This is a genomic window from Pseudomonas sivasensis, from assembly GCF_021391435.1.
GTDB classification, from domain to species: domain Bacteria; phylum Pseudomonadota; class Gammaproteobacteria; order Pseudomonadales; family Pseudomonadaceae; genus Aquipseudomonas; species Aquipseudomonas sivasensis.
The window spans coordinates 374,972-396,434 of sequence record NZ_CP090029.1; the positions used below are offsets into that span (position 1 = coordinate 374,972).

Annotated in this window: 20 protein-coding genes and 1 tRNA gene; 17 read left to right on the plus strand and 4 right to left on the minus strand. The window is 59.9% G+C overall.

Translation table 11 applies throughout. From position 1 onward, the window contains the following. The 7 genes from pgaC (at nucleotide 1) to LRO94_RS01710 (ending at nucleotide 7,595) form a co-directional block, all read left to right on the plus strand. Nucleotides 1-1,341, plus strand: a complete 1,341-nt coding sequence (gene pgaC / locus LRO94_RS01680) for a poly-beta-1,6-N-acetyl-D-glucosamine synthase (protein WP_032884842.1) — start codon at nucleotides 1-3, stop codon at nucleotides 1,339-1,341. Nucleotides 1,342-1,343: 2 nt separating this feature from the next. Next, nucleotides 1,344-1,826 (plus strand): poly-beta-1,6-N-acetyl-D-glucosamine biosynthesis protein PgaD, encoded by a 483-nt coding sequence (gene pgaD, locus LRO94_RS01685; RefSeq protein WP_032884843.1) that lies wholly within the window; start codon nucleotides 1,344-1,346, stop codon nucleotides 1,824-1,826. Between the two features lie 698 nt (nucleotides 1,827-2,524). Continuing rightward, nucleotides 2,525-3,004 (plus strand): hypothetical protein, encoded by a 480-nt coding sequence (locus LRO94_RS01690; protein WP_032884845.1) that lies wholly within the window; start codon nucleotides 2,525-2,527, stop codon nucleotides 3,002-3,004. A 54-nt stretch (nucleotides 3,005-3,058) separates the two neighbouring features. Beyond that, nucleotides 3,059-3,277, plus strand: coding sequence for a hypothetical protein (locus LRO94_RS01695; RefSeq protein ID WP_179179686.1), 219 nt, complete (start codon nucleotides 3,059-3,061; stop codon nucleotides 3,275-3,277). A 174-nt stretch (nucleotides 3,278-3,451) separates the two neighbouring features. Further along, entirely contained in the window at nucleotides 3,452-3,877 is a 426-nt protein-coding gene (locus tag LRO94_RS01700; RefSeq protein ID WP_050442799.1) for a hypothetical protein, read from the plus strand. A 25-nt stretch (nucleotides 3,878-3,902) separates the two neighbouring features. Continuing rightward, on the plus strand, nucleotides 3,903-4,484 hold the full coding sequence (locus LRO94_RS01705; RefSeq protein ID WP_095186323.1) for a hypothetical protein: 582 nt from the start codon (nucleotides 3,903-3,905) through the stop codon (nucleotides 4,482-4,484). 525 nt (nucleotides 4,485-5,009) lie between these two features. Beyond that, nucleotides 5,010-7,595, plus strand: a complete 2,586-nt coding sequence (locus tag LRO94_RS01710) for an autotransporter family protein (protein WP_179179685.1) — start codon at nucleotides 5,010-5,012, stop codon at nucleotides 7,593-7,595. Between the two features lie 1,153 nt (nucleotides 7,596-8,748). Here the strand turns inward: LRO94_RS01710 and LRO94_RS01715 are convergent. Beyond that, nucleotides 8,749-9,336, minus strand: a complete 588-nt coding sequence (locus LRO94_RS01715; protein WP_032884850.1) for a lipoprotein — start codon at nucleotides 9,334-9,336, stop codon at nucleotides 8,749-8,751. A gap of 16 nt (nucleotides 9,337-9,352) precedes the next feature. Then, nucleotides 9,353-9,964, minus strand: coding sequence for a hypothetical protein (locus tag LRO94_RS01720; RefSeq protein WP_095186321.1), 612 nt, complete (start codon nucleotides 9,962-9,964; stop codon nucleotides 9,353-9,355). A 173-nt stretch (nucleotides 9,965-10,137) separates the two neighbouring features. Here LRO94_RS01720 and LRO94_RS01725 point away from each other — a divergent pair, with 173 nt between their 5' ends. The 7 genes from LRO94_RS01725 (at nucleotide 10,138) to LRO94_RS01755 (ending at nucleotide 15,638) form a co-directional block, all read left to right on the plus strand. Further along, entirely contained in the window at nucleotides 10,138-10,719 is a 582-nt protein-coding gene (locus LRO94_RS01725) for a hypothetical protein (protein WP_032884853.1), read from the plus strand. A gap of 39 nt (nucleotides 10,720-10,758) precedes the next feature. Further along, nucleotides 10,759-11,439, plus strand: a complete 681-nt coding sequence (locus tag LRO94_RS01730; protein WP_179179684.1) for a CsgG/HfaB family protein — start codon at nucleotides 10,759-10,761, stop codon at nucleotides 11,437-11,439. Between the two features lie 29 nt (nucleotides 11,440-11,468). After that, nucleotides 11,469-11,831 carry a DUF4810 domain-containing protein gene (locus LRO94_RS01735; protein WP_032884856.1) on the plus strand — a complete coding sequence of 121 codons (363 nt, stop codon included), beginning with the start codon at nucleotides 11,469-11,471 and terminating at the stop codon, nucleotides 11,829-11,831. Then, nucleotides 11,828-12,478, plus strand: a complete 651-nt coding sequence (locus LRO94_RS01740; RefSeq protein WP_032884857.1) for a DUF799 domain-containing protein — start codon at nucleotides 11,828-11,830, stop codon at nucleotides 12,476-12,478. The genes LRO94_RS01735 and LRO94_RS01740 overlap by 4 nt, the downstream gene beginning before the upstream one ends. Nucleotides 12,479-12,693: 215 nt before the next feature. Continuing rightward, nucleotides 12,694-14,316, plus strand: coding sequence for a vWA domain-containing protein (locus tag LRO94_RS01745; RefSeq protein WP_179179683.1), 1,623 nt, complete (start codon nucleotides 12,694-12,696; stop codon nucleotides 14,314-14,316). A gap of 153 nt (nucleotides 14,317-14,469) precedes the next feature. Then, nucleotides 14,470-15,042 (plus strand): RNA polymerase sigma factor, encoded by a 573-nt coding sequence (locus LRO94_RS01750; RefSeq protein ID WP_032884859.1) that lies wholly within the window; start codon nucleotides 14,470-14,472, stop codon nucleotides 15,040-15,042. Next, nucleotides 15,039-15,638 (plus strand): hypothetical protein, encoded by a 600-nt coding sequence (locus tag LRO94_RS01755; protein WP_179179682.1) that lies wholly within the window; start codon nucleotides 15,039-15,041, stop codon nucleotides 15,636-15,638. Before LRO94_RS01750 ends, LRO94_RS01755 begins: the two co-directional genes overlap by 4 nt. Nucleotides 15,639-15,688: 50 nt before the next feature. On the opposite strand, the gene LRO94_RS01760 is transcribed toward LRO94_RS01755, so the two are convergent. Next, a tRNA-Arg gene (locus LRO94_RS01760) sits at nucleotides 15,689-15,765 on the minus strand. A 358-nt stretch (nucleotides 15,766-16,123) separates the two neighbouring features. Here LRO94_RS01760 and gabD point away from each other — a divergent pair. The 3 genes from gabD to LRO94_RS01775 all read left to right on the plus strand — a co-directional run bounded on the left by gabD (nucleotide 16,124) and on the right by LRO94_RS01775 (nucleotide 20,374). Beyond that, the gene (gene gabD, locus LRO94_RS01765; RefSeq protein WP_095186318.1) at nucleotides 16,124-17,566 is read left to right on the plus strand and encodes an NADP-dependent succinate-semialdehyde dehydrogenase; all 1,443 of its coding nucleotides are present in this window, start codon (nucleotides 16,124-16,126) and stop codon (nucleotides 17,564-17,566) included. A 182-nt stretch (nucleotides 17,567-17,748) separates the two neighbouring features. Next, nucleotides 17,749-19,026, plus strand: coding sequence for a 4-aminobutyrate--2-oxoglutarate transaminase (gabT, locus tag LRO94_RS01770; protein ID WP_032884867.1), 1,278 nt, complete (start codon nucleotides 17,749-17,751; stop codon nucleotides 19,024-19,026). A 139-nt stretch (nucleotides 19,027-19,165) separates the two neighbouring features. Then, nucleotides 19,166-20,374, plus strand: coding sequence for an HDOD domain-containing protein (locus LRO94_RS01775; protein WP_179179681.1), 1,209 nt, complete (start codon nucleotides 19,166-19,168; stop codon nucleotides 20,372-20,374). Between the two features lie 65 nt (nucleotides 20,375-20,439). On the opposite strand, the gene LRO94_RS01780 is transcribed toward LRO94_RS01775, so the two are convergent. Beyond that, complete coding sequence (locus tag LRO94_RS01780) at nucleotides 20,440-21,441, minus strand: sensor domain-containing diguanylate cyclase (RefSeq protein WP_032884871.1); 1,002 nt, start codon at nucleotides 21,439-21,441, stop codon at nucleotides 20,440-20,442. Nucleotides 21,442-21,463: the final 22 nt, after the last annotated feature.

The following is a 21,463-nucleotide window of genomic DNA, read 5'->3' on the forward strand; positions in this document are numbered from 1 at the left end:
ATGTTCGACAGAATCCTGGCTTTATTCGTGCTGGCACTGGTATTAGGCGTGCCCCTGGGACTGATCTTCCTGGTCACCGGGCAGTTCCTGATGGACTTCGTGTTTTTCTACCCGCTGTTCATGTCGGCGCTGTGGATCTCCGGCGGCTTGTACTTCTGGCTGCACTGGGAGCGCCACTGGCCCTGGGAAGAAGACACCCCGGCGCCGACCCTGGCCGGCAACCCGCTGATCTCGATCATCATCCCTTGCTACAACGAGGGTGATAACGCCGCCGACACCATTCATGCGGCCCTCGGTCAGATGTACCCGAACATCGAAGTGATCGCGGTCAACGACGGTTCCAAAGACAACACCGCCGCAGTGCTCGACGCCCTGGCGCTGGAGCATCCACGCCTGCGGGTGCTGCACCTGGCGCAGAACCAGGGCAAGGCCGTGGCCTTGCGCATGGGCGCCGTGGCGGCGCGCAGTGAATACCTGGTGTGCATCGACGGTGATGCATTGCTCGATAAAAACGCGGCGGCTTATATGGTCGCGCCGATGCTCGACAACCCGCGCTTGGGTGCCGTGACCGGCAACCCTCGTATCCGCACACGCTCGACCTTGATCGGCCGCGTGCAGGTGGGTGAGTTCTCGTCGATCATTGGCTTGATCAAGCGCACGCAACGAGTGTTTGGTCGGATCTTCACCGTGTCGGGTGTGGTGGTGGCGTTTCGTAAAAAAGCGCTGGACCGCATCGACTACTGGTCCACCGACATGATCACCGAGGACATCGACGTCAGTTGGAAGCTGCAACTCGACCACTGGAGCATCTTCTACGAGCCCCGCGCGCTGTGCTGGATTCTGATGCCCGAAACCGTCGGCGGCCTGTGGAAACAACGGCTGCGCTGGGCCCAGGGTGGCGCCGAAGTACTGTTCAAAAACATCCGTGGCATCTGGCAATGGCGTCACCGCTACCTGTGGCCGCTGTTGTTCGAATACTGCCTGTCCACCGGTTGGGCGTTCACCTTCATGCTGTCGGTCATCTTTTGGGGTGTGGGCAAATTCACGCCGCTGCCCCAGGCGATCGCGGTGGACTCACTGATGCCGCCCGCGTTTACCGGCCTGGTGTTGGCGATGGTATGCCTGCTGCAATTTGCCGTGAGCATCCTGATCGACCGCCGCTACGAGAAAGACCTGTGGAAAACGTTGTTCTGGACCGTGTGGTACCCGATGGTGTTCTGGCTGGTCAGTCTGTTCACCACCCTGGTCAGTTTCCCCAAGGTGCTGTTCAACCAGCACCAGAAGCGCGCGCGCTGGGTCAGCCCGGATCGTGGCATCAAACCTGTTGAAGAGGAGGCGTGATCATGAAACTGGTCAGAACTCGCCAAAGTACCGTCATGTGGATCATCGACGTGGTGTTGACCCTGATGGCCTGGGCCGGATTGGTTTGGCTGCTGGCGCGAGGGATTACCTCGATGCTGGATACCCACGGCGGCCCGCGCATCGACGCGCCGATTTTTGCGGCGCTCAACACCTTGCAGATCTACCTCTGGATCGCGTTGTTCAACGCCGTGATCCTAGTCAGTTGGGCACGCTACCAGCAGCGCAAGGGGCGCAAGTTCGCCCAGCGTCGCGCCCAGGCCAAGGCCCTCAGCGACAAGAGCCTGAGCGAAAGCTTCAGCCTGGCAGAAGGCGACTTGGAGCAACTGCGCCGGCCAGGCGTGCTGGTGATTCATAACGACGAAGAGGGCGGCGTGTCGGAAGTGAAATCCCATGTCTCTCGTGACGTGGAGAAACCGGGGTTGACCTTGGTACCTGGCGCTGTCCAGAACAAAGACGCCAGCTAGTGCGCTAAACAACGCCTAAAGGCCGACCCATAACTCTGAAGTGAGCGGACTTGCCCCGCGCTGGGCTGCGAAGCCGCACCAAAACCTGCCACCGCCTTTTTACTGAGTAAACGCGCCGGTCTTAATGGGGCTGCTTCGCAGCCCGGCGCGGGGCAAGCCCGCTCACCACAGAGTCGTGTGGCAGCCTTTAATATTTGCGTCTATATCCATGCCCCGGTAGCGGTGGGTCAGTTACAGATTTATTAGCTGACGCTCCCTCATCGGCGGCTGTTTCATCCTGCCAATAGTGATTATTGCGATCCAGTTCCCAGGCCCACCCCGCGAACTTTTCTGCATTTCCCATTACTAATTTACTGCGCAATAACTTGGCGGCCAACTAGTGGCAGCTTCTAAGTTCTCCGACGAATCGATATCAAAACAGCTGCCGCCTGTCGGATTAATAGATTCGGTCTCAGGTCGCTAAACTTTTTGATAATTATTTATTGTTATCAAACAATGTGTTGGGGCTTCAAGTAGCGCGAATGTCCAACTAGCTCGGATTCTTTGGTTGGTCAAAGTTTGATGTTAGTTTCCCTGCCCTTGAAATAGGGGGCAGACCACGGTTACATTAATAGTGGTCTGATCCCTGTGGTTTTCCCATTGCCCTGCTAGTTGACAGGGAACCACGAATTTATCAAATAAATCAGGAAGTCACGGTGATGATCCAATGGCCTCGCTTGCTTAGATTCAAACAGGATGATGTCCTTGATATACCCGAGGGCTCCCGTTCACTCATTGATGAGGGTGTCTACAGCATTTCAGACACTCAATACTGTCTGGCCGATGTGATTAATGAGAACGGACAGGACACGCTGAGGGTGCTCTCGTTTTACTGGGCTGCCAGTCAGGGTGCGTTTCGGCGAGCCTGTTTCAGAGAAGTTGAAAGTGATGATATGGCTCTCGGTTATCCACCAGAAGTGCTAATACCTGAGCGGGCAGGGGCGACCTATAGTCAAATAAAACAAGCATTGACGGCGATGGGTGACGTCATGGAGCATGCTTCTTATCGAATAATGTCTGATGGCGCCTTTATTCATAAAAGCTTGGAGAGCGCCTCAGTGGTGTATCATTTTCGGTCGCTAGACTCGCTGGATGATGAGTTACCTTATGCAATTGTATGGAAGTGTCGTCGTACTTAGCGTCTCTGCATAAAGTTGAAAGGAGACAGCGTATTTACATAGCAAGGAGTGGCCATGAGAAAAAATGAACCTTGGTGGGTAGCTGTTTATCTGCCTTGTGCCTCGGCGTTAGCGCTAGTGTTTATGTGTGTGTTTTTTCAGGTGGCGGGTTATTGGCTGAGTGGTGGTGAGGATATTATTAGCCTCTTGGAGGCGCATGTATTTTTCTATCTGCAAATGGCCGTGGCTGGATTTGCTTTAGGTTTCGTGCTTTGGTTTTTTAATGTCCGTTAGTGTTCCTGTAATAGAAGAGACCTCTTGGTTAGGGTGTAACTCTGATCGGTGAGCTATTAAGTGAAACTGCTTTTTTAATTTAAACTAGTGTGTCGCTATAACGTGCAGGACGACTGGCCTCGACAACCCGGATAATCGGCGCGCTGAGTTATTTTCTCTCTTCAAGGATGATCAATGAATCCCCGTATTCCGACACCACTGGCGCGCACGTTGAGTATCGGCTGTCGAGTCGCGCAGGGGTTGTGCCTGCTGGTAATGGCCGTCAGTGCCACTGCGTTCATGCTGGTCTGGGTCTACTTCGATAGGCGTGCGTCAATGTTGGGCTCGGCGGCGGCCGGTGTTTTGTGGTGCGCCATCGGGCTGTTGTTCGCGTTTGTGTTTGAGCAGCCTCGCACGCCGCGGGCAACGCTGCGATTTATGGTCAGTCGGATTGCTGGGGTGGTGGTGCTCGCAGCAGCGGCCGCCTATTTGGTCGGCACGCTTTGGATTGAGCCTGAGCGTGCATTGCTGGACGCTAATACCATCATGATCCAACCCGGCAATCTGGCCCAGGTGCGCAGCCTCGCGGACCGTTTTGATGGCGGTAAATCCTGTGGCTGACAATCAACAAACAAGGACATTTCAGATGCTGTACAGAGCTTTTATCCTCCTTTGCCTGACGGCGCTCGCGGGCTGCCAGGGCCTGCCCTACCGGGGTGCGGAAGATCAGGCGCGGATCCGGGCCGACCTGGCGCTGGAGGCGACGCCCGCTGAGTTCACAAGGTTGCGCTGGGCTTATACGAACTACGGCGTTCAGGAGGGCGGCCAGACAAAGGATGCAATCGCCGTGGTGCAACCTGGGCTGGTGACGCTGGTGGGGTATGAGAGTGGGCGTTATGTTCGCCAGGCCAGTTTTCCCGCTGCCGTTGTGGACTGTGCCTACATCTTCGAAAGCCAGACCAGTGATCGGCCGATCTGGCTGTTGCAGAAAGACCGCATCGTGTTTCTTACCGTCAGCGACTTTCGTGGCAACGGCGATGTGCTCAAGCGCACACAACTGGTCAAGGCGCTGGCCGCCAGCGGTTTCAGTCTGCACAGTGATGCTCAGGGACCTGCCTACCGACCGACGGGGAAGTCGGAACGCCTGTTGGTGCTGAACTCAATCGTCGGCAAGCATATGGAAGAGGTCGCCGAGAACCGGGCCTACAACGTGTGCCGTGGGCAATGATGGGATGGGCGGCACCACGGCCGCCTGATTTAACTCAGGCCGGGTTGGCATTGAGCCTGGACTGATCGCATCCAGCCGATCAAAGCCGTTGCGCAGCAGAATCGCCAGCAGATGGGCGGTTCACTCAATCGTCGCCAAACCCGGTGGCCATTTGGACGACGGCCGGACGATAAGCCCCCGCCCAGCGGAATCCCGCTCCCCGCAAACACCGCCGCATTGTGATCGACTACACAACTTTCCGACACAATCCTGAACCTTTTCGTACATTTGAAGGTCTTTACCGCGCCCACCCGCACGCGGTCGGGCTGCATGGACTGCAGCGTTTTCAAAAACATTAAGGATTGATGTGAGCCTTTTTCCCCCTATTCCCTTCTTCGCCACTGCCTTGTGCGGTGCGAATGGCTGCGCGCGCGTATTACGCAAACGCGCCGAGGGCATGCCTCTGGATCCGTTGATCCCTCACTCGATACACCTACTGCCGCCGGGCCTGTTGGCGGCTTTGACCTGTAGTTCATGGAGTTTGAAATGAAGCGTAAGCAGTTCCAGAAAAGCCTGTTGGCAATCATGGTCGGCGCCATCAGCACGGAGGTGCTCGCGGTGGAAGTGGACCTTGGCGCGGGCAAGACCCAGTTTGTCAGCGAGACCTACAACGAGTCGCTGATCCTCACCGGGCAAACCACCCAGGTGACCACACCGACCAGTGCGCCCCCAGCCGGGCTGGGTGTCGCCGATACCCATATCCAGGGTTCGTTGATCAACCGCGCTGACATCACGCTGAATGCCGACGGCTACACCGTGCGAGGCTTTGCCCTGGACCCGATGTACTGGACTGGCCCGCCCAACCTCAACCCGGGCTCTGTCACCGGTGACGTGGTGCAGGCCGGCAACATCCTGATGAACAACGGTGGCGACGAAGGCCTGGAAATCGGCAAGACCAACATTGGCGGCAGCGTGATCAACTCCGGCACGATCATTTCGACGGCACCGTCGGCGCCTGCACCGCCGCCGTTCTATATCGGTGGGGGCGAGGGCATTTACCTGCACGGCACCACCATCGGCGGCGATGTGTCCAACACTGGTCTGATCGACATGGCCGGCGAAGGCGCGATCGGCATCGTGCTGGATCGCGACAACTTTACCCCCACCACCATCGGCGGCAAGATCCTCAACTCCGGCACTATCAAGGCCACGGGTGAAGGCGCTTGGGGCATCGAAGTGGAAACGGATACCAGCCCGCTGCGTATCGAAAACAGCGGTTTGATTTCTGCCAACGGCAATGACGCCAAAGGCATATTTTTTTATAACGGCACCATCGATTACATCCTCAACACCGGCACGCTTGAGGCCAAGGGCACCAATGCCAATGCCTTTGAGTTCCTGGAGGCCACCTTCGCCCAGAACAGCGCGAGTGGTTCGCGCGGCATCGTCAACCGCGGCACGGTCATCGCCGATGGCACGGCGATTCTGGTCGGCCCCGATCAAACGTCATCGTTCGAGATCAACCAGCAAGCCGGCGAAATCCGCAGCAACGCCGGCACGGCCATCGATGCGCGCAACCTGGCAACCCTGAACTGGACCGGTGGCGACATCATTGGCGATGTACTCAACCTGAGCGCGGTGAATATCGACGGCCAGGCGGGGTTCACCGGCAACCGCATCATCGCACCGGTGTCGGTCAACTCAGGGTCGCTGAACCTGTCGGCGCCCGGCACCGCCATCACCGGCAACCTCAACGTCGCCAGCGGCGCGGGCATCGATATGCACCTGTCCGACAGCGTCGTGCCGACCACGCCGTACCTGACCGTCAACGGTGCCGCCAATTTCGCCCAGGCGTCGAAGCTGACTGTGAGCGCTAACCCCGGCGACTTCGCCAGCACCAACGACGGCACGCAATACACCCTGTTGCAAGCCACCAGCGTGCAAGACAACGGCCTGTCCGTGGGCAGCTCTTCTGCGTTGCTGAATGTGCTCAGCTACTCGTCCGATGCGCAGACGGTCAAGGCCGTGGTGGCGGTCAAGGCTGACCAGCAAGTTGAGACAGACCTCTCCGGCGTGGGCGCGAGCCGTGCGTCGGCAACGGCGGTCAATACCTTCAAGAACGGTGTCCTGAGCCGTCTCAGCGCAGACGATGCAGTCTTCCAGGCGCTGGCCAACGCCGGCACCGCCGACCAACTGGCACGGGTTGGTGACCAGCTCGCGCCGGACGTCAACCGTGGCGCGTTGGACATCGCCTTGTCCGGGCAGACCGTGGTCAACGGCGCGATCTTCAACCGCCTCACCGAGCAGCGTGAAGCCAAAAAAGCCGGAGGTGTGTGGGTGCAGGGCCTAAGCAGCAACATGGATCAGGACGGTCGCGGCGGCAACAACGGCTACTCGGCCAACAGCAGCGGCATGGCGGTGGGTGTGGACAGTCGTTTGAGCGACACCACGACCCTGGGCGTGGCTTACAGCTACCTCAATTCGAATATCCATTCGGACCTGGGCAACAAGACCGACGTCGAGGGGCACGCACTGTCGCTGTATGGCAACTGGTCGCTGCAAGACTGGTTTGTCGATGGCAGCCTCAGCTACGGCCACAACGAAAACGACAGCAAGCGCCACATCGCCGGTACCACGGCCAAGGGCAGCTACGACAGCAATGTGTTGTCGGCCAGTGTGATCGGTGGCTACAGCTTCAAGCCGTCGCAAGCGGTGGTGGTCGAGCCACGGGTGGCTGCGCGTTATTCCAACGTGCGCATGGATGGCTACGACGAGAAAGGCTCCTCGGCCGCACTGAGCACGCGTTCGCAGCGTTATGAAGTGGGTGAGTTGGGCGCCGGTGTGCGTCTGGCGGGCAACCTGCCGATGGGCGCTGGCAGCCTGCAACCGGAAGCGACCTTGATGGCTTATCACGACCTGATGGGTGATCGCGTGGCGCAAACCTCCAGCTTCGTGGCCGGTGGTTCAGCGTTTACCGTGACCGGTGCGTCGGTGGCGCGTGACAGCTATGAGGCCAGTGTTGGCGTTAACTATCAGGTGTCGGACTTCAGCGTGGGCGCCAGCTATACGCGCCAGGCGCGCAGTGGTTTTGATGCTGACGGCGTAATGCTCAAAGCACGCTACGCGTTCTAAGCAACCGTAGGGCCGTAATACTGATTTGTGGTGAGGCTGTTCACCACAGATCAGCCCTGCTTGGGTTGTGATCAGGGCAACTTGCGCTGTACCGCTTAGCAGGCTGCAACACCGATCTGTGGTGAGCGGGCTTGCCCCGCGCTGGGCTGCGAAGCGGCCCCAAGGCCAGACAATGCGTTCTGTCTGAAAGGACGCGGTGTTTGTACCAGGGGCTGCTTCGCAGCCCAGCGCGGGGCAAGCCTGCTCACTACAAAAAAGCCCCTGTTCACCACAAAAAAGCTCCTGTTCATCACATAACAAGTCCCACTGGGCCTGCTTCAGTGGTGTGAGGTCAGAGCAACTTGCGCTGCACCGGTTAGCAGGCTGCAACACCGATCTGTGGTGAGCGGGCTTGCCCCGCGCTGGGCTGCGCAGCGGCCCCAATGCCAGACAATGCGTTCTGTCTGAAAGGATGCGGTGTTTTTACCAGGGGCTGCTTCGCAGCCCAGCGCGGGACAAGCCCGCTCACCACAAAAATGCCCCAGCTCACTACAAAAAAGCCCCTGTTCACCACAAAAAAGCTTCTGTTCATCACATAACAAATCCCACTGGGCCTGCTTCAGTGGTGTGAGGTCAGAGCAACTTGCGCTGCACGGGTTAGCAGGTTGCAACACCGATCTGTGGTGAGCGGGCTTGCCCCGCGCTGGGCTGCGCAGCGGCCCCAAGGCCAGACAATGCGTTCTGTCTGAAAAGGTGCAGTGTTTGTACCAGGGGCTGCTTCGCAGCCCAGCGCGGGGCAAGCCCGCTCACCACAAAAATGCCCCTGCTCACCAGAAAAAAGCTTCTGTTCATCACATAACAAGTCCCACTGGGCCTGCTTCAGTGGGGTGAGGTCAGAGCAACTTGCGCTGCACCGGTTAGCAGCCTGCAACACCGATCTGTGGTGAGCGGGCTTGCCCCGCGCTGGGCTGCGCAGCGGCCCCAAGGCCAGGCAATGCGTTCTGTCTGAAAAGGTGCAGTGTTTGTACCAGGGGCTGCTTAGCAGCCCAACGCGGGGCAAGCCCGCTCACCACAAAAATGCCCCTGCTCACTACAAAAAAGCCCCTGTTCACCACAAAAAAGCTTCTGTTCATCACATAACAAGCCCCACTGGGCCTGCTTCAGTGGTGTGAGGTCATAGCAACTTGCGCTGTACCGCTTCATCCAGCGTACTGCGCGTCAGCGCTTCCACGACTTCGCGTGTATCGGCCTGGAATGGGATGCCTACGATCAGCACCAGATGCATCCAGGTGCGCACCGATTCGCTCTTTTTGACCCGACCCAGTTCCTTGCCATCCTTGTCCTTGAACACCGTCTCCAAGGTGAAAATATTCTTCGCCGTGGACGGAATGATGAAGAACGTGAAGCCGGTGATGAACGCCGACACCGGGCTGTACTCTTCGTTGTTATGCAGCGTGGCATCCACGTAGATATCCGAGTCGACCTTGTCGGTGCTCACCCGCGTAAAACGGTTGGACTCGCGAAAGGAATCGGCCACGGCCTTTTCCCACAGCACCACCGGGGCGCCGACCGCAGCGTTGCCCGGGCCGCCGTTGACGTGGTTTTGCGCTGTGGTGTGCACGTACGCCGTGGGTTTTTGCGCCGGGGTGTTAGCGGTTGGCGGCCAGGGTTGCACGGCTGGCAGTTCGTGCTGTGAATACGACACGCAACCGGTCAACAACACGGCGGCCAGTACCAGGCTGTGTTTCATCAATCCTTTCATGCTTCGCTCCTTGAAATTATGGCTTGGCCAAGTTGGCAGTGGCGGTATCGAGCAGTTGCCCGACCAGTTTGGTCAGCTGTTGGCCGCCCATCGAAGGTGCCCAATATTGGCCGCTGTAAAGCCCGACGTTATGTTCGAATTTGATCGAATCCTTGGCCTTGGCCAGCTCTTTACCGTTGCGGTCGACGATCACCAGGTCGCCGGCCACCTCGAAGCTGTCGACGTAGATCGGGCCGTTGACCCAGATCCAGATGGTCAGCGTCAGCAGCGCGCCGGGTACGTACGCCGGGTGCGGGCTGCGATGGCCTTTGAGAGAAGTCATGTTGAATTTGAGCGTTACGTCTTGCTCTCCCAGGCGTACCGGATACTCGGTGACCTGCTTGAAGTAACCCGCAGTGCGCACGTACTGACTGATCTGGGCCGTCAGGGAGCTGCTGATGGCAGCCTTGTTGGCCTCGTTAACGTCGGCAGCACTCACCGCCACATCAGCGATTTGCGCGCTGCGTGGACTGCTGACAGCTACCGGGTGGAGCGGGGCGGCGATAGGGCCGGTGACGGTGTAGGAAACGCAGCCGGTCATCGACAGCGTCGCGATCAGGGCCGTAGCCCGAAGGAAAACTTTAAACACGCAATATCCCTATTAATAAACAAACACAAAACAGTGTCTCGACAGGATGTTACACAACTTGAGGAATGTGCGGCGGCGCACGCAGGCGACCAAAAGCACTTGAGAAGCCCTCTCAACCCCGTAAAATGCCGCGATTGTTTAAAGCACGATACTTTTCAGGGAAGAAGTCATACATGCGCGTGTTCGCCATTTTCATTGCTGCCTGCCTGATGGCGGGCTGCGCCTCCAAGCCGGAGTACTACATCTCCCCGGCGCCGGTCACCATTCCCAAGAACGCCACTTACTGGCTCGACACGTTTGATGTTGAGGTCGTGGGCAAGAACGAGCGTTTTTTGCCGGATGACAAGGTTCGCCAACAACTCGGCGTCGATCTGGTCGACCGTCTGCTCAGCGCCAAGCGTTATGCGCCGAGCAAAGAAAAGGCCGATTACCTGCTGGATGTCAGCATTGTCTATACGCGCCATATCCCGGACTCAAAAGGCGGCCTCTCGACGTTGATCGTTGATGACAACACCATTCTGGCCGCTGTCGATTTCAGCTATCAGGTCAAGGTCAAGAAGGGCGCTGGCGAGGTGCTGCATTTTGCCAAGACGCGTAACAACCTTGTGCCTGCTGGCGTAATGGGCGAGGCGCAAAAATGGAGAACCATGGGCGGCATTATCACCAACTCCGGTAACTCCAGCGTCGAGCGTTTTTATACCGGCGTTTTGAGTCGCGACATCGTCGATGACCTGCGCGCCATTCCTTCTCGCTAACGCTGTCTACCCCCCGATTTATCACCCCAGGAGCACTACGTGAAAGCACTCTCCAAAATCCTGCTGTCAGGCCTCACCGTCGCAGCGCTGCTGACCGTGGCCGGTTGCGCCACCGAAAGCAACCGAGCCCTGCCGGTGGAGCAAGTCGCCAGTGCAAACGTCGCCTATTCCGGCGTGCGCGTGCCGATTGCTGTAGGTAAGTTCGACAACCGCTCCAGCTACATGCGCGGCATCTTCTCCGATGGCGTCGACCGCCTCGGCGGTCAGGCCAAGACCATCCTTATCACTCACCTGCAGCAAACCAATCGCTTCAGCGTGCTGGACCGCGACAACATGGGCGAAATCTCCCAGGAAGCTGCGATCAAAGGCACCGCGCAGAAGCTCAAGGGTGCTGACTATGTTGTAACGGGCGACGTGACCGAGTTCGGTCGTAAAGAAACCGGCGACCGCCAGTTGTTCGGCATCCTCGGCCGTGGCAAGACCCAAGTGGCTTACGCCAAAGTCGCGTTGAATATCGTCAACATCAACACGTCCGAAGTGGTGTATTCCACCCAGGGCGCCGGTGAATACGCGCTGTCCAACCGTGAAGTGGTCGGCTTCGGCGGCACCGCCAGCTACGACTCCACCCTCAATGGCAAGGTTCTGGACCTGGCCATGCGCGAAGCGATCAACCGCCTTGTCGACGGCATCAACGCCGGCGCCTGGAACCCGCGCAACTGATCAGCAACACCTCAAGGAGCAGTACACGGATGAGCAAGGCAGTGAAGTTGGCGCTGATGCTGACAGCAATCGCGGCGGTCGCCGGGTGCCACACGGCGCCCCAACCCCTGTATCAATGGGAAAGCTACCAGCCGCAGGTTTACGAGTACTTCAAGGGCGAGCCCAAGGAAGCGCAGGTCGAGGCACTGGAGCGCGATCTGCAAAAGATCAACGCCAGTGGTCGCAAGGCACCGCCGGGTTACCACGCGCACCTGGGCATGCTGTACCTGAGCATGGGCAAGGATGACCAGATGGTGCAGGAGTTCCGCACCGAGAAGGCACTGTTCCCCGAGTCCGCTGCTTACATGGACTTTCTGCTGAAAAACGCCAAGACCGGAGTGGCCACCAAATGAGCCTGTTGAAACTCACTGGCGCCCTGCTGGCCTTGGCTTTGCTCGGCGGTTGCGCGACGCCAAAGACCGTGGATTACACGGCGTATAAACAGGCTCGGCCGAAATCGATCCTGGTGCTGCCACCGATCAACGAATCGCCGGAAGTGCAGGCCTCGTACAGCTTGGTCTCGCAAGTGACCTACCCGCTGGCCGAAGCTGGTTACTACGTGTTGCCGATCGCTTTGGTGGACGAAACCTTCCGCCAGAACGGCCTGACCACCGCCAACGATATCCAAGGCCTGGCGCCGACCAAGCTGCATGACATCTTCGGCGCGGACGCGGCGCTGTACATCACCGTCAGCGAGTACGGCACCAAGTACATGCTGATCACCAGCGACACTGCCGTGACCGCCTCGGCCAAACTGGTGGACCTGCGCACCGGCACCACCCTGTGGACCGGCACCGCACGTGCGTCCAGCGAGGAAGGCAACAACAACGGTGGCGGCCTGGTGGGCATGTTGATTACGGCAGCGGTCAAGCAGGTGATCAACAGCTCCACCGATGCGGCGCACCCGATTGCCGGCATCACCAGTGCGCGATTGCTGTCGCCGGGTCAACGCGCCGGGATCCTGTACGGCCCGCGTAACCCGAAGTACGGCACGGACTGACCTCGATTCTGAACGCGCCTCAGATCAATGTGGGAGGGGGCTTGCCCCCGATGGCTTAGTGTCAATCACTGCATCGGGTGACTGACCCATCCCCATCGGGGGCAAGCCCCCTCCCACACTTGAACTGCAGTGTTTTCTGAATCAGGTTTAACCCGAACCACCCGCACCTTGCGTCTGACCTTGTGAACGGATTATTCACTCACGAGGCTCAGCCCATGTCCTACCCTCTGCTCTTCCTGCGTCCTGCTGCCCAAGGCTTTGCGGTTACCGTGCTGGTAGCGCTGGCCGGGTGTGGGCTGTCGTCTTCGCCTGAGCTGGCCAAACCGGCGGCCCCCGTCGCCGAGCTGCAAAGCGCGCCGGTCCAAGGCGCGTTGGTCAAACGCATGGCAATGCCCGCCCCAATGCGCATGCAGGAATCAGCAGCGATGGACTATCGCAGCGAACCCCGCGAGCAATACGCCAACCTGCCGGACAACCCGGTGCACCGTGCGTCCGAAACGCCGGTGTCCACCTTCAGCGTCGATGTCGATACGGGCAGCTACGCCAACGTACGACGCTTCCTCAACCAAGGCAGCCTGCCGCCCGAAGGCGCTGTGCGATTGGAGGAAATGGTCAACTACTTCCCCTACAGCTACGCACTCCCCACCGACGGCTCACCGTTTGGCGTGACCACCGAAGTTGCCGCTACCCCATGGAACCCGCGCACCCAACTGCTGCGCATCGGCATCAAGGCGTCCGACCGTGCAGTGGCGGAGCTCGCACCGGCCAACCTGGTGTTTCTGGTGGACGTGTCCGGCTCCATGGATCGCCGCGAAGGGTTGCCGCTGGTGCAAAGCACACTGAAATTGCTGGTGGACCAGTTGCGTGATCAGGACCGAGTTTCATTGGTGGTGTATGCCGGTGAATCCCGCGTGGTGCTCAAGCCAACATCGGGGCGCGACAAGGCCAAGATCCGCAATGCTATTGATCAACTCACCGCCGGCGGTTCCACGGCAGGCGCATCCGGCATCGAACTGGCCTACCAGATGGCCCGCGAAGGCTTTATCGACAAGGGCATCAACCGCATCCTGCTGGCCACTGACGGTGACTTCAACGTGGGCATCAGCGACTTCGACAGCCTCAAGCAGATGGCCGCCGAGCAGCGAAAAAGCGGTGTCTCACTGACCACCCTCGGCTTCGGAGTGGATAACTACAACGAACACCTGATGGAGCAACTGGCCGATGCGGGCGACGGCAACTACGCCTACATCGACACCCTGCGCGAAGCCCGTAAGGTGCTGGTGGACCAACTCAGTTCAACCCTGGCAGTGGTTGCGCGGGATGTGAAATTGCAGGTGGAATTCAACCCGGCCCAAGTCAGCGAATATCGCCTGCTGGGTTATGAAAACCGCGCCTTGAAGCGTGAGGATTTCAACAACGATAAGGTAGACGCCGGCGAGATCGGCGCAGGGCATACCGTGACAGCGCTGTACGAAATTGTGCCGAAGGGCGAGAAGGGCTGGTTGGAGCCTTTGCGTTATGCCAGCGCGCCTGCGGCGGAAGGTAAGTCCAATGAACTGGCGATGGTGCGCGTGCGCTACAAGCCTGCGGCGGGCGGTGATAGCCGCTTGATCGAACGGCCCATCAGCAACGAAACCACTAAGGCCAGCGACGACCTGCGTTTCGCGGCGGCGGTGGCCGCCTTCGCCCAACAGCTCAAGGGCGATGGCCGCTACACTGGCAACATGAGCTTGAAGGACACTGCCGCACTCGCCCGCTCGGCGCGAGGCGATGACCCGTTCGGCCTGAGAAATGAATTCGTGCAACTGGTGGAATTGGCCCAAAGCCTAAAACCCTGATCTTAACCACGACACGGATCAAATGTGGGAGGGGGCTTGCCTCCGATGGCGGTAGATCAATCAGTACATTTTTGACTGACCCACTGCTATCGGGGGCAAGCCCCCTCCCACACTTGAACAGCGTTAACTTTACAAAAGGAGTTTGCCCCCTACATGGCTGTTCCCGATGATCCACCCAGCGACGAATCCCTGCTGGCCCGCTACCGCACCGGCGAGGCCGCCGCGTTCGAAGTCTTGTACGCGCGCCACCGCCAGGGCCTCTACCGCTTCCTCGTGTCCCTGAGCAACAAGGCCGAACTGGCCGAGGAAATCTACCAGGAGACCTGGCTCAGCCTGATCCGCAGCAGCACCCAGCCACAAGGTCGGGCGAGCTTTCGTACATGGCTGTTCCAGATCGCCCGCAACCGCCTGATCGATTACTGGCGCAAGCACGGCATCCATAACCCGTTGCACGACAGCTACGACGAGCAACTGCACGCCCAGCCCGACGATAGCGCCGGTCCTGAGCAACAGCTAAGCCTGAGCCGCGACCAAGCGCGCCTCGACGCCGCCCTGCAAGCCTTGCCCGAAGACCAGCGCGAAGTCTTCCTGCTACGCCTGCACGGCGATTTGGACGTGCCGCAAATCGCCGCGCTCACCCACGCGCCGCTGGAAACCGTAAAAAGCCGCTTGCGCTACGCCCAGCAGAAATTGCGTCGTCTGCTGGCCGAGGAGGTACCTGTATGACTGACTCCCGACATACCCCTGACGACGAGCTGCTCCAGCACTTTCGTCAACACAGCCCCGGCGAACCGCCCGCGTCCCTCGACGCCTTTATCCTCAACACCGCCCGCCGCGAAGCCCCGGCGCCGCCACCGAGCTTGTGGCAACGCTGGCTGCACGCCTGCCAACGCCCGCGCTGGCAAATGGCATTCGCCACCGTGGCCGGCTTGGCGCTGATGATCGGCGTGGTCATGCGCTCACCGGTGCCGCAAGCCGAGATATCCACAGCGACCTTCTCCGCCTTGCACGAAGAAGCCGCTCGCCCTGCGCCGCAAGCGTTGTCCGCCCCTGCACCGATGGCTCGCATCGCCGCCGCGCCCAAGGTTGAAAGTGCACCGGTTCAGGCTGAGATCGCCGGAGCGCTGGCAGATCAGTCCGCGGCAAAGCTGAGCAAGCGCGCGCCGCTCGCGCTGCCGTCATTGGAGGAGGAGTTGCAGGCGATTGTGCGCTTGCGTGAAGCGGGTGAAAGCAAAGCCGCGGATGAAAAACTGCTGGCGCTGCACGCGCGCTTCCCCGAGGAAGACCTGCCAGCGCGGCTGGAGGCGTTGCACAAGCGTTGACCCACAAAAAAGCCCCAGGCCTTTCGACCTGGGGCTTTTTCATCTGTATCTGGTGCACCCGGCGGGATTCGAACCCACGACCCCTGCCTTCGGAGGGCAGTACTCTATCCAGCTGAGCTACGGATGCTTGTGCGGGCGACATCATACCCATGTCGTCCTTGGGCGTCCATGCTGGTGTTTGGCGCTAGACCGGTAGGAAAAGGCCCTAAGTCGGGGGCCGGTGGTCAAGGTGTGGGAACGTGGCGGGAGCGCGCTGATCTGAAAGTTCTGGCTAATGCGCCATTTTCGTTCTTTTTTTCGAACAGACTATTGCCCTGTACCCCCATTGATCCTAGGATTCGTTTGAGATTTCAAACGCTCTGTCTCCCGTGCGCATTCATCTTTCTCGCGTGCTGGGGCTGATTTCCCTGACGGCAGCCCACAAGGCGCCTTTCAACAACTCTAATTCGCTCCGCGTGCGCGCGGTGCTGTTAAGGAAAGCCGACATGCAGCTTAAAGATACCCAGTTGTTCCGCCAGCAAGCCTTTATCGATGGCGCTTGGGTCGATGCGGACAATGGTCAAACCATCAAGGTCAACAACCCTGCCACGGGCGAGATTCTCGGTACCGTGCCAAAGATGGGCGCCGCGGAAACCCGCCGTGCCATCGAAGCCGCCGACAAGGCCCTGCCGGCCTGGCGTGCGCTGACCGCCAAGGAGCGCGCCAACAAGCTGCGCCGTTGGTTCGAACTGCTGATTGAAAACCAGGACGACCTCGGTCGCCTGATGACTCTCGAACAAGGTAAGCCGCTGGCCGAAGCCAAGGGCGAAATCGTCTACGCCGCGTCCTTTATTGAGTGGTTCGCCGAAGAAGCCAAGCGCATCTATGGCGACGTGATCCCCGGCCACCAGCCCGACAAGCGCCTGATCGTGATCAAGCAGCCAATCGGCGTGACCGCAGCTATCACTCCTTGGAACTTCCCTGCCGCGATGATCACCCGTAAAGCCGGCCCGGCCCTGGCCGCCGGTTGCACCATGGTGATCAAGCCTGCGTCGCAAACCCCGTTCTCGGCCCTGGCGCTGGTTGAGCTGGCCCACCGTGCCGGTATCCCGAAAGGTGTGTTGAGCGTGGTCACCGGCAGCGCTGGTGACATCGGCGGCGAGCTGACCAGCAACCCGATCGTGCGTAAATTGTCCTTCACCGGCTCGACCGAAATCGGTCGTCAACTGATGGCTGAATGCGCCAAGGACATCAAGAAAGTCTCCCTGGAACTGGGCGGCAACGCGCCGTTTATCGTGTTCGACGACGCGGACCTGGATAAGGCCGTCGAAGGCGCGATCATCTCCAAGTACCGCAACAACGGTCAGACCTGCGTCTGCGCCAACCGCTTGTACATCCAGGACTCGGTCTACGACGCGTTCGCCGAAAAACTGAAAGTGGCGGTGGCCAAATTGAAGATCGGCAACGGTCTGGAAGACGGCACCACCACCGGCCCGCTGATCGACGAAAAAGCCGTGGCCAAGGTTCAGGAGCACATCGCGGATGCCCTGAGCAAAGGCGCCAAGTTGTTGGCCGGTGGCAAGGTGATGGAAGGCAACTTCTTCGAGCCGACCATCCTGGTCGACGTGCCGAAAAACGCCGCTGTCGCCAAGGAAGAAACCTTCGGCCCGCTGGCGCCGCTGTTCCGTTTCAAGGACGAAGCCGAAGTGATCGCGATGTCCAACGACACCGAGTTCGGCCTGGCTTCCTACTTCTACGCCCGCGACCTGGGCCGTGTGTTCCGCGTGGCTGAAGCCCTGGAATACGGCATGGTCGGCGTCAACACCGGGTTGATCTCCAACGAAGTGGCGCCGTTCGGCGGCATCAAGGCCTCGGGCCTGGGCCGTGAAGGCTCCAAGTACGGGATCGAGGATTACCTGGAAATCAAATACCTCTGCCTGGGCATCTAAGCCCCGGTTTGGCATTGCAGTAAACGCAAAGGGCACGAGAGCGCTGACCCTTTGCGTGTTTCACACCGTTATTCGTAGTGGCCGGGAAAGCTGTGGCAGTCGATCATCGCATGCTGCCGTAGTTGCCTCCCGCCACGTATTCCTTGGACCACGCCACCCGATGAGTGGCGAATGAGGACTTTATGAGCAAGACCAACGCATCCCTGATGAAACGCCGCGAAGCCGCTGTACCACGCGGTGTTGGCCAGATTCACCCGATCTTCGCTGAATCGGCGAAGAACGCCACCGTGACCGACGTTGAAGGTCGCGAGTTCATCGACTTCGCCGGCGGTATCGCCGTGCTGAACACCGGCCACGTGCACCCGAAAATCATCGCCGCCGTGACCGAGCAACTGAACAAGTTGACCCACACCTGCTTCCAGGTACTGGCTTACGAGCCGTACGTAGAAGTGTGCGAAAAGATCAACGCCAAGGTGCCAGGTGATTTCGTCAAGAAAACCCTACTGGTCACCACCGGTTCCGAAGCCGTTGAAAACGCCGTGAAAATCGCCCGTGCCGCCACGGGCCGTGCTGGCGTGATCGCTTTCACCGGCGCCTACCACGGCCGCACCATGATGACCCTGGGCCTCACCGGCAAAGTCGTGCCTTACTCGGCCGGCATGGGCCTGATGCCAGGCGGCGTGTTCCGCGCGCTGTACCCGAACGAGCTGCACGGTGTGAGCGACGACGATTCCATCGCCAGCATCGAACGCATCTTCAAGAACGATGCCGAGCCGCGTGACATTGCAGCCATCATCATTGAGCCGGTGCAGGGCGAAGGCGGTTTCTACGTCGCGCCTAAATCGTTCATGAAGCGTCTGCGCGAGCTGTGCGACAAGCACGGCATCCTGCTGATCGCTGACGAAGTGCAAACCGGTGCCGGCCGTACCGGTACCTTCTTTGCCATGGAACAGATGGGCGTTGCCGCCGACCTGACCACCTTCGCCAAATCCATCGCTGGCGGCTTCCCGCTGGCCGGTGTGTGCGGCAAGGCTGAATACATGGACGCCATCGCTCCAGGCGGCCTGGGCGGCACCTACGCCGGTAGCCCGATCGCGTGCGCCGCTGCGCTGGCGGTGATGGAAGTGTTCGAAGAAGAGCACCTGCTGGACCGCTGCAAAGCAGTTGGCGAGCGTCTGGTGACCGGTCTGAAAGCTATCCAGGCCAAGTACCCGGTGATCGGTGAAGTGCGTGCCCTGGGCGCAATGATCGCGGTCGAGTTGTTCGAAGACGGCGACAGCCACAAGCCAAACGCAGCGGCCGTTGCCTCTGTAGTAGCCAAGGCGCGCGACAAGGGTCTGATCCTGCTGTCCTGCGGCACTTACGGCAACGTGTTGCGCGTCCTGGTCCCGCTGACCTCGCCGGACGAGCAGTTGGACAAAGGCTTGGCGATCATCGAAGAGTGCTTCTCGGAGCTGTAAGCGCAAGCTGACCTCTGCGACAGAAAAAACCCGCTTCGGCGGGTTTTTTTGTGCCCGTTGCCGCGTATTCAGGCCTTGTTCATTGTACGTATGGGCTTGCGTTGTCTAAGGTTGCAGCATTGCCGATGGAGCGTGCTGGATGACTGCTGTTGATTTACCGGCTGTACCCCGTGTGTTGATTGCCGAGGCGGATCCCTGGTCGCGGGATCTGCTCAAGCAAGTGCTGTTGAATGTGCGTTGCGACGCGCGGCTGGATGTGTGTGCCGATGGGCAGCACGCGGCTACGTTGCTGCGCGAAAAGGGCTACGACCTGATCCTGGCGGATTGGGAGCTACCGGGCATCGACGGCCTGAGCCTGCTGCGCAATGTCCGCCAGCAACGCCGCTCGCCCGCGTTACCGTTTATTTTGCTGAGCAGTCGCAATGACAGCGCCAGCGTGCGTGAAGCCTTGCCCCTGGCGCCCACGGCGTACCTCACCAAACCCCTGAACATGGAAAGCCTGACCCAGCGCCTGCAGGATCTGCTGCTTAATGAAGGCGAAAACGTGTACTGCGAAATTCCGCCGCTGGCGCCCGGCATGACGTTGCCCGTGTTTCTGGAGCGTCGTCGCGAAGCGTCTGATGGCGCGCCGTTGCGGGTCGATGTGAAAGCTGCCGTACAAGCCAGCCTCGGGCCTGATGGCCTGGACCTCAAACGCCTGGAACACCTCGTGCGCATGGACCCGCAGATCACCGCCGTGCTGGTCGCTGCCGCCAACAGCGCCGGCCATCACGGCAAGCCGGTGCAGACGCTACCGTCGGCCTTGCACAAGCTCGGCGCTGGGCAAAGCATGAACCTGATCCTCGGCCTGGCTCTCAAGCACAATGTGGTGCTGGGCGACCCGGGCTTGGAGGCTTACGCCGAGCGTCATTGGCAGGTGTCCCAGGACACCGCCGACTTTGCCGGTCGCCTGGCGCGCATGTTGGAGCTGGATCACGAGCGCTGTTACGCCGCCGGCATTCTGCATCGGCTGGGTGATTTGGCATTGCTGCGCTGCCTGGAAGACTGGCGCCAGGGCGGCGGGGCGTTGGATGACGAAGCAATTGGTGAGTCCCTTTACACCTTCGGCGCCGCCTTTGGTTCGGCGTTGCGGGCGCGCTGGCGCTTGCCGCTGGAGTTGCGCCAGCTGATCGCCGCGATTTATTCACTGGAGGGCGGGGTGTATGCCCGGGATGCGCTGGTGGTGAACCTGGCGGCGCAGATGGCACGACTGACCGAACATGAAGGTCTGGAAGAGCTGGCCGTGAGCAAGACCGCGCGCTTGCTCAAGATCGGTTTGTCTGAGCTGACGCGGGTGCGCAAGGCCTAGAGGGTGATGACATTCAAGCCCTTCCCACAGGTCATCTCTGCTGTTGCATAGAGTGGGGGATGAGCCTAACCCGCAATCACGCGGTTCTTGCCCTGGCGCTTCGCCTCATACATGGCGGCATCGGCCCGGGCGAACAGGCTGTCCAGGGTCGAGTCTTCTTCAGTGAGGCTGGCCAGGCCCTGGCTGATGGTCACGCCGAACGCTTGGCCTTCGTAGCTGAAACTCAGCTCTTGGATTTCCTTGCCCAGGCGCTCAGCCACTTGCAAGGCCATCTCCGGCGCGCAACCCGGCAGTACGGCCGCAAATTCTTCGCCGCCAATGCGCCCGAACAGATCACCACGGCGTAATACGCCACGACCACTCTCGGCGATACGCCGCAGCACCTGGTCGCCTTCCAGGTGGCCATAGGTGTCGTTGACGTCCTTGAAATCATCAATGTCCAGCAACAGGAAGGCCAGTTGCGCGCCTTGGGCACAGGCGGTGTCGAAGGCCTGGTTGGCGCATTCGAAGAAGTGCCGGCGGTTGCTGCTCTGAGTCAGAACGTCGGTGGTGGCGAGACGGTGCAGCTCCAGTTCCAGCTGCTTCTTGTCAGTGATGTCTTCGGCCATGCCCACGACGATCAGCGGCTCGCCGGGCTCAGCCTGCTGGTTGATGTAGCACTTGTCGCTCAGCCAGCGGATCTGACCGTCGGCGGTGATAATGCGGTATTCGCGATCTTCCACGGCGCCCTGTTCCAGCACGCGGGCCAGGCTGTGTTCGGCGTAGTCGAGGTCTTCGGGGTGAATGCTGTTGCGCCATTCCCGATGATCGGCCAGTAACAGGCCGGTCGAACGGCCGAATATCCGCTCGTAGGCCGGGCTCACGTAGAGCACGCGGCGGGTCTCCCAATCGATGGCCCAGAGCACGGCATTCACACTGACCAGCAGTGAGCTCAGCAATTGCTCGCGCTCGCTCAACCGCTCGACTTCGCCCTGGGCATGCACCAGTGCCAGCAGGGTCGCTGCCGCAGCCGGACGCGGGGGGTCAGCGGTAGCGATGTCGGTAGGAAAGGGCATTTCGTGAACCATCGGCACAACTCTCTCTGGGCGC

Coding starts and splice junctions, on each gene's coding strand:
- LRO94_RS01755 (WP_179179682.1), top strand. CDS start 15,039: ATGACTGACTCCCGACATACCCCTGACGACGAGCTGCTCCAGCACTTT.
- gabD (WP_095186318.1), top strand. CDS start 16,124: ATGCAGCTTAAAGATACCCAGTTGTTCCGCCAGCAAGCCTTTATCGAT.
- LRO94_RS01690 (WP_032884845.1), top strand. CDS start 2,525: ATGATCCAATGGCCTCGCTTGCTTAGATTCAAACAGGATGATGTCCTT.
- LRO94_RS01705 (WP_095186323.1), top strand. CDS start 3,903: ATGCTGTACAGAGCTTTTATCCTCCTTTGCCTGACGGCGCTCGCGGGC.
- pgaC (WP_032884842.1), top strand. CDS start 1: ATGTTCGACAGAATCCTGGCTTTATTCGTGCTGGCACTGGTATTAGGC.
- LRO94_RS01780 (WP_032884871.1), bottom strand. CDS start 21,441: ATGGTTCACGAAATGCCCTTTCCTACCGACATCGCTACCGCTGACCCC.
- LRO94_RS01735 (WP_032884856.1), top strand. CDS start 11,469: ATGAGCAAGGCAGTGAAGTTGGCGCTGATGCTGACAGCAATCGCGGCG.
- LRO94_RS01750 (WP_032884859.1), top strand. CDS start 14,470: ATGGCTGTTCCCGATGATCCACCCAGCGACGAATCCCTGCTGGCCCGC.
- LRO94_RS01725 (WP_032884853.1), top strand. CDS start 10,138: ATGCGCGTGTTCGCCATTTTCATTGCTGCCTGCCTGATGGCGGGCTGC.
- LRO94_RS01775 (WP_179179681.1), top strand. CDS start 19,166: ATGACTGCTGTTGATTTACCGGCTGTACCCCGTGTGTTGATTGCCGAG.
- pgaD (WP_032884843.1), top strand. CDS start 1,344: ATGAAACTGGTCAGAACTCGCCAAAGTACCGTCATGTGGATCATCGAC.
- LRO94_RS01715 (WP_032884850.1), bottom strand. CDS start 9,336: ATGAAAGGATTGATGAAACACAGCCTGGTACTGGCCGCCGTGTTGTTG.
- gabT (WP_032884867.1), top strand. CDS start 17,749: ATGAGCAAGACCAACGCATCCCTGATGAAACGCCGCGAAGCCGCTGTA.
- LRO94_RS01745 (WP_179179683.1), top strand. CDS start 12,694: ATGTCCTACCCTCTGCTCTTCCTGCGTCCTGCTGCCCAAGGCTTTGCG.
- LRO94_RS01700 (WP_050442799.1), top strand. CDS start 3,452: ATGAATCCCCGTATTCCGACACCACTGGCGCGCACGTTGAGTATCGGC.
- LRO94_RS01695 (WP_179179686.1), top strand. CDS start 3,059: ATGAGAAAAAATGAACCTTGGTGGGTAGCTGTTTATCTGCCTTGTGCC.
- LRO94_RS01710 (WP_179179685.1), top strand. CDS start 5,010: ATGAAGCGTAAGCAGTTCCAGAAAAGCCTGTTGGCAATCATGGTCGGC.
- LRO94_RS01740 (WP_032884857.1), top strand. CDS start 11,828: ATGAGCCTGTTGAAACTCACTGGCGCCCTGCTGGCCTTGGCTTTGCTC.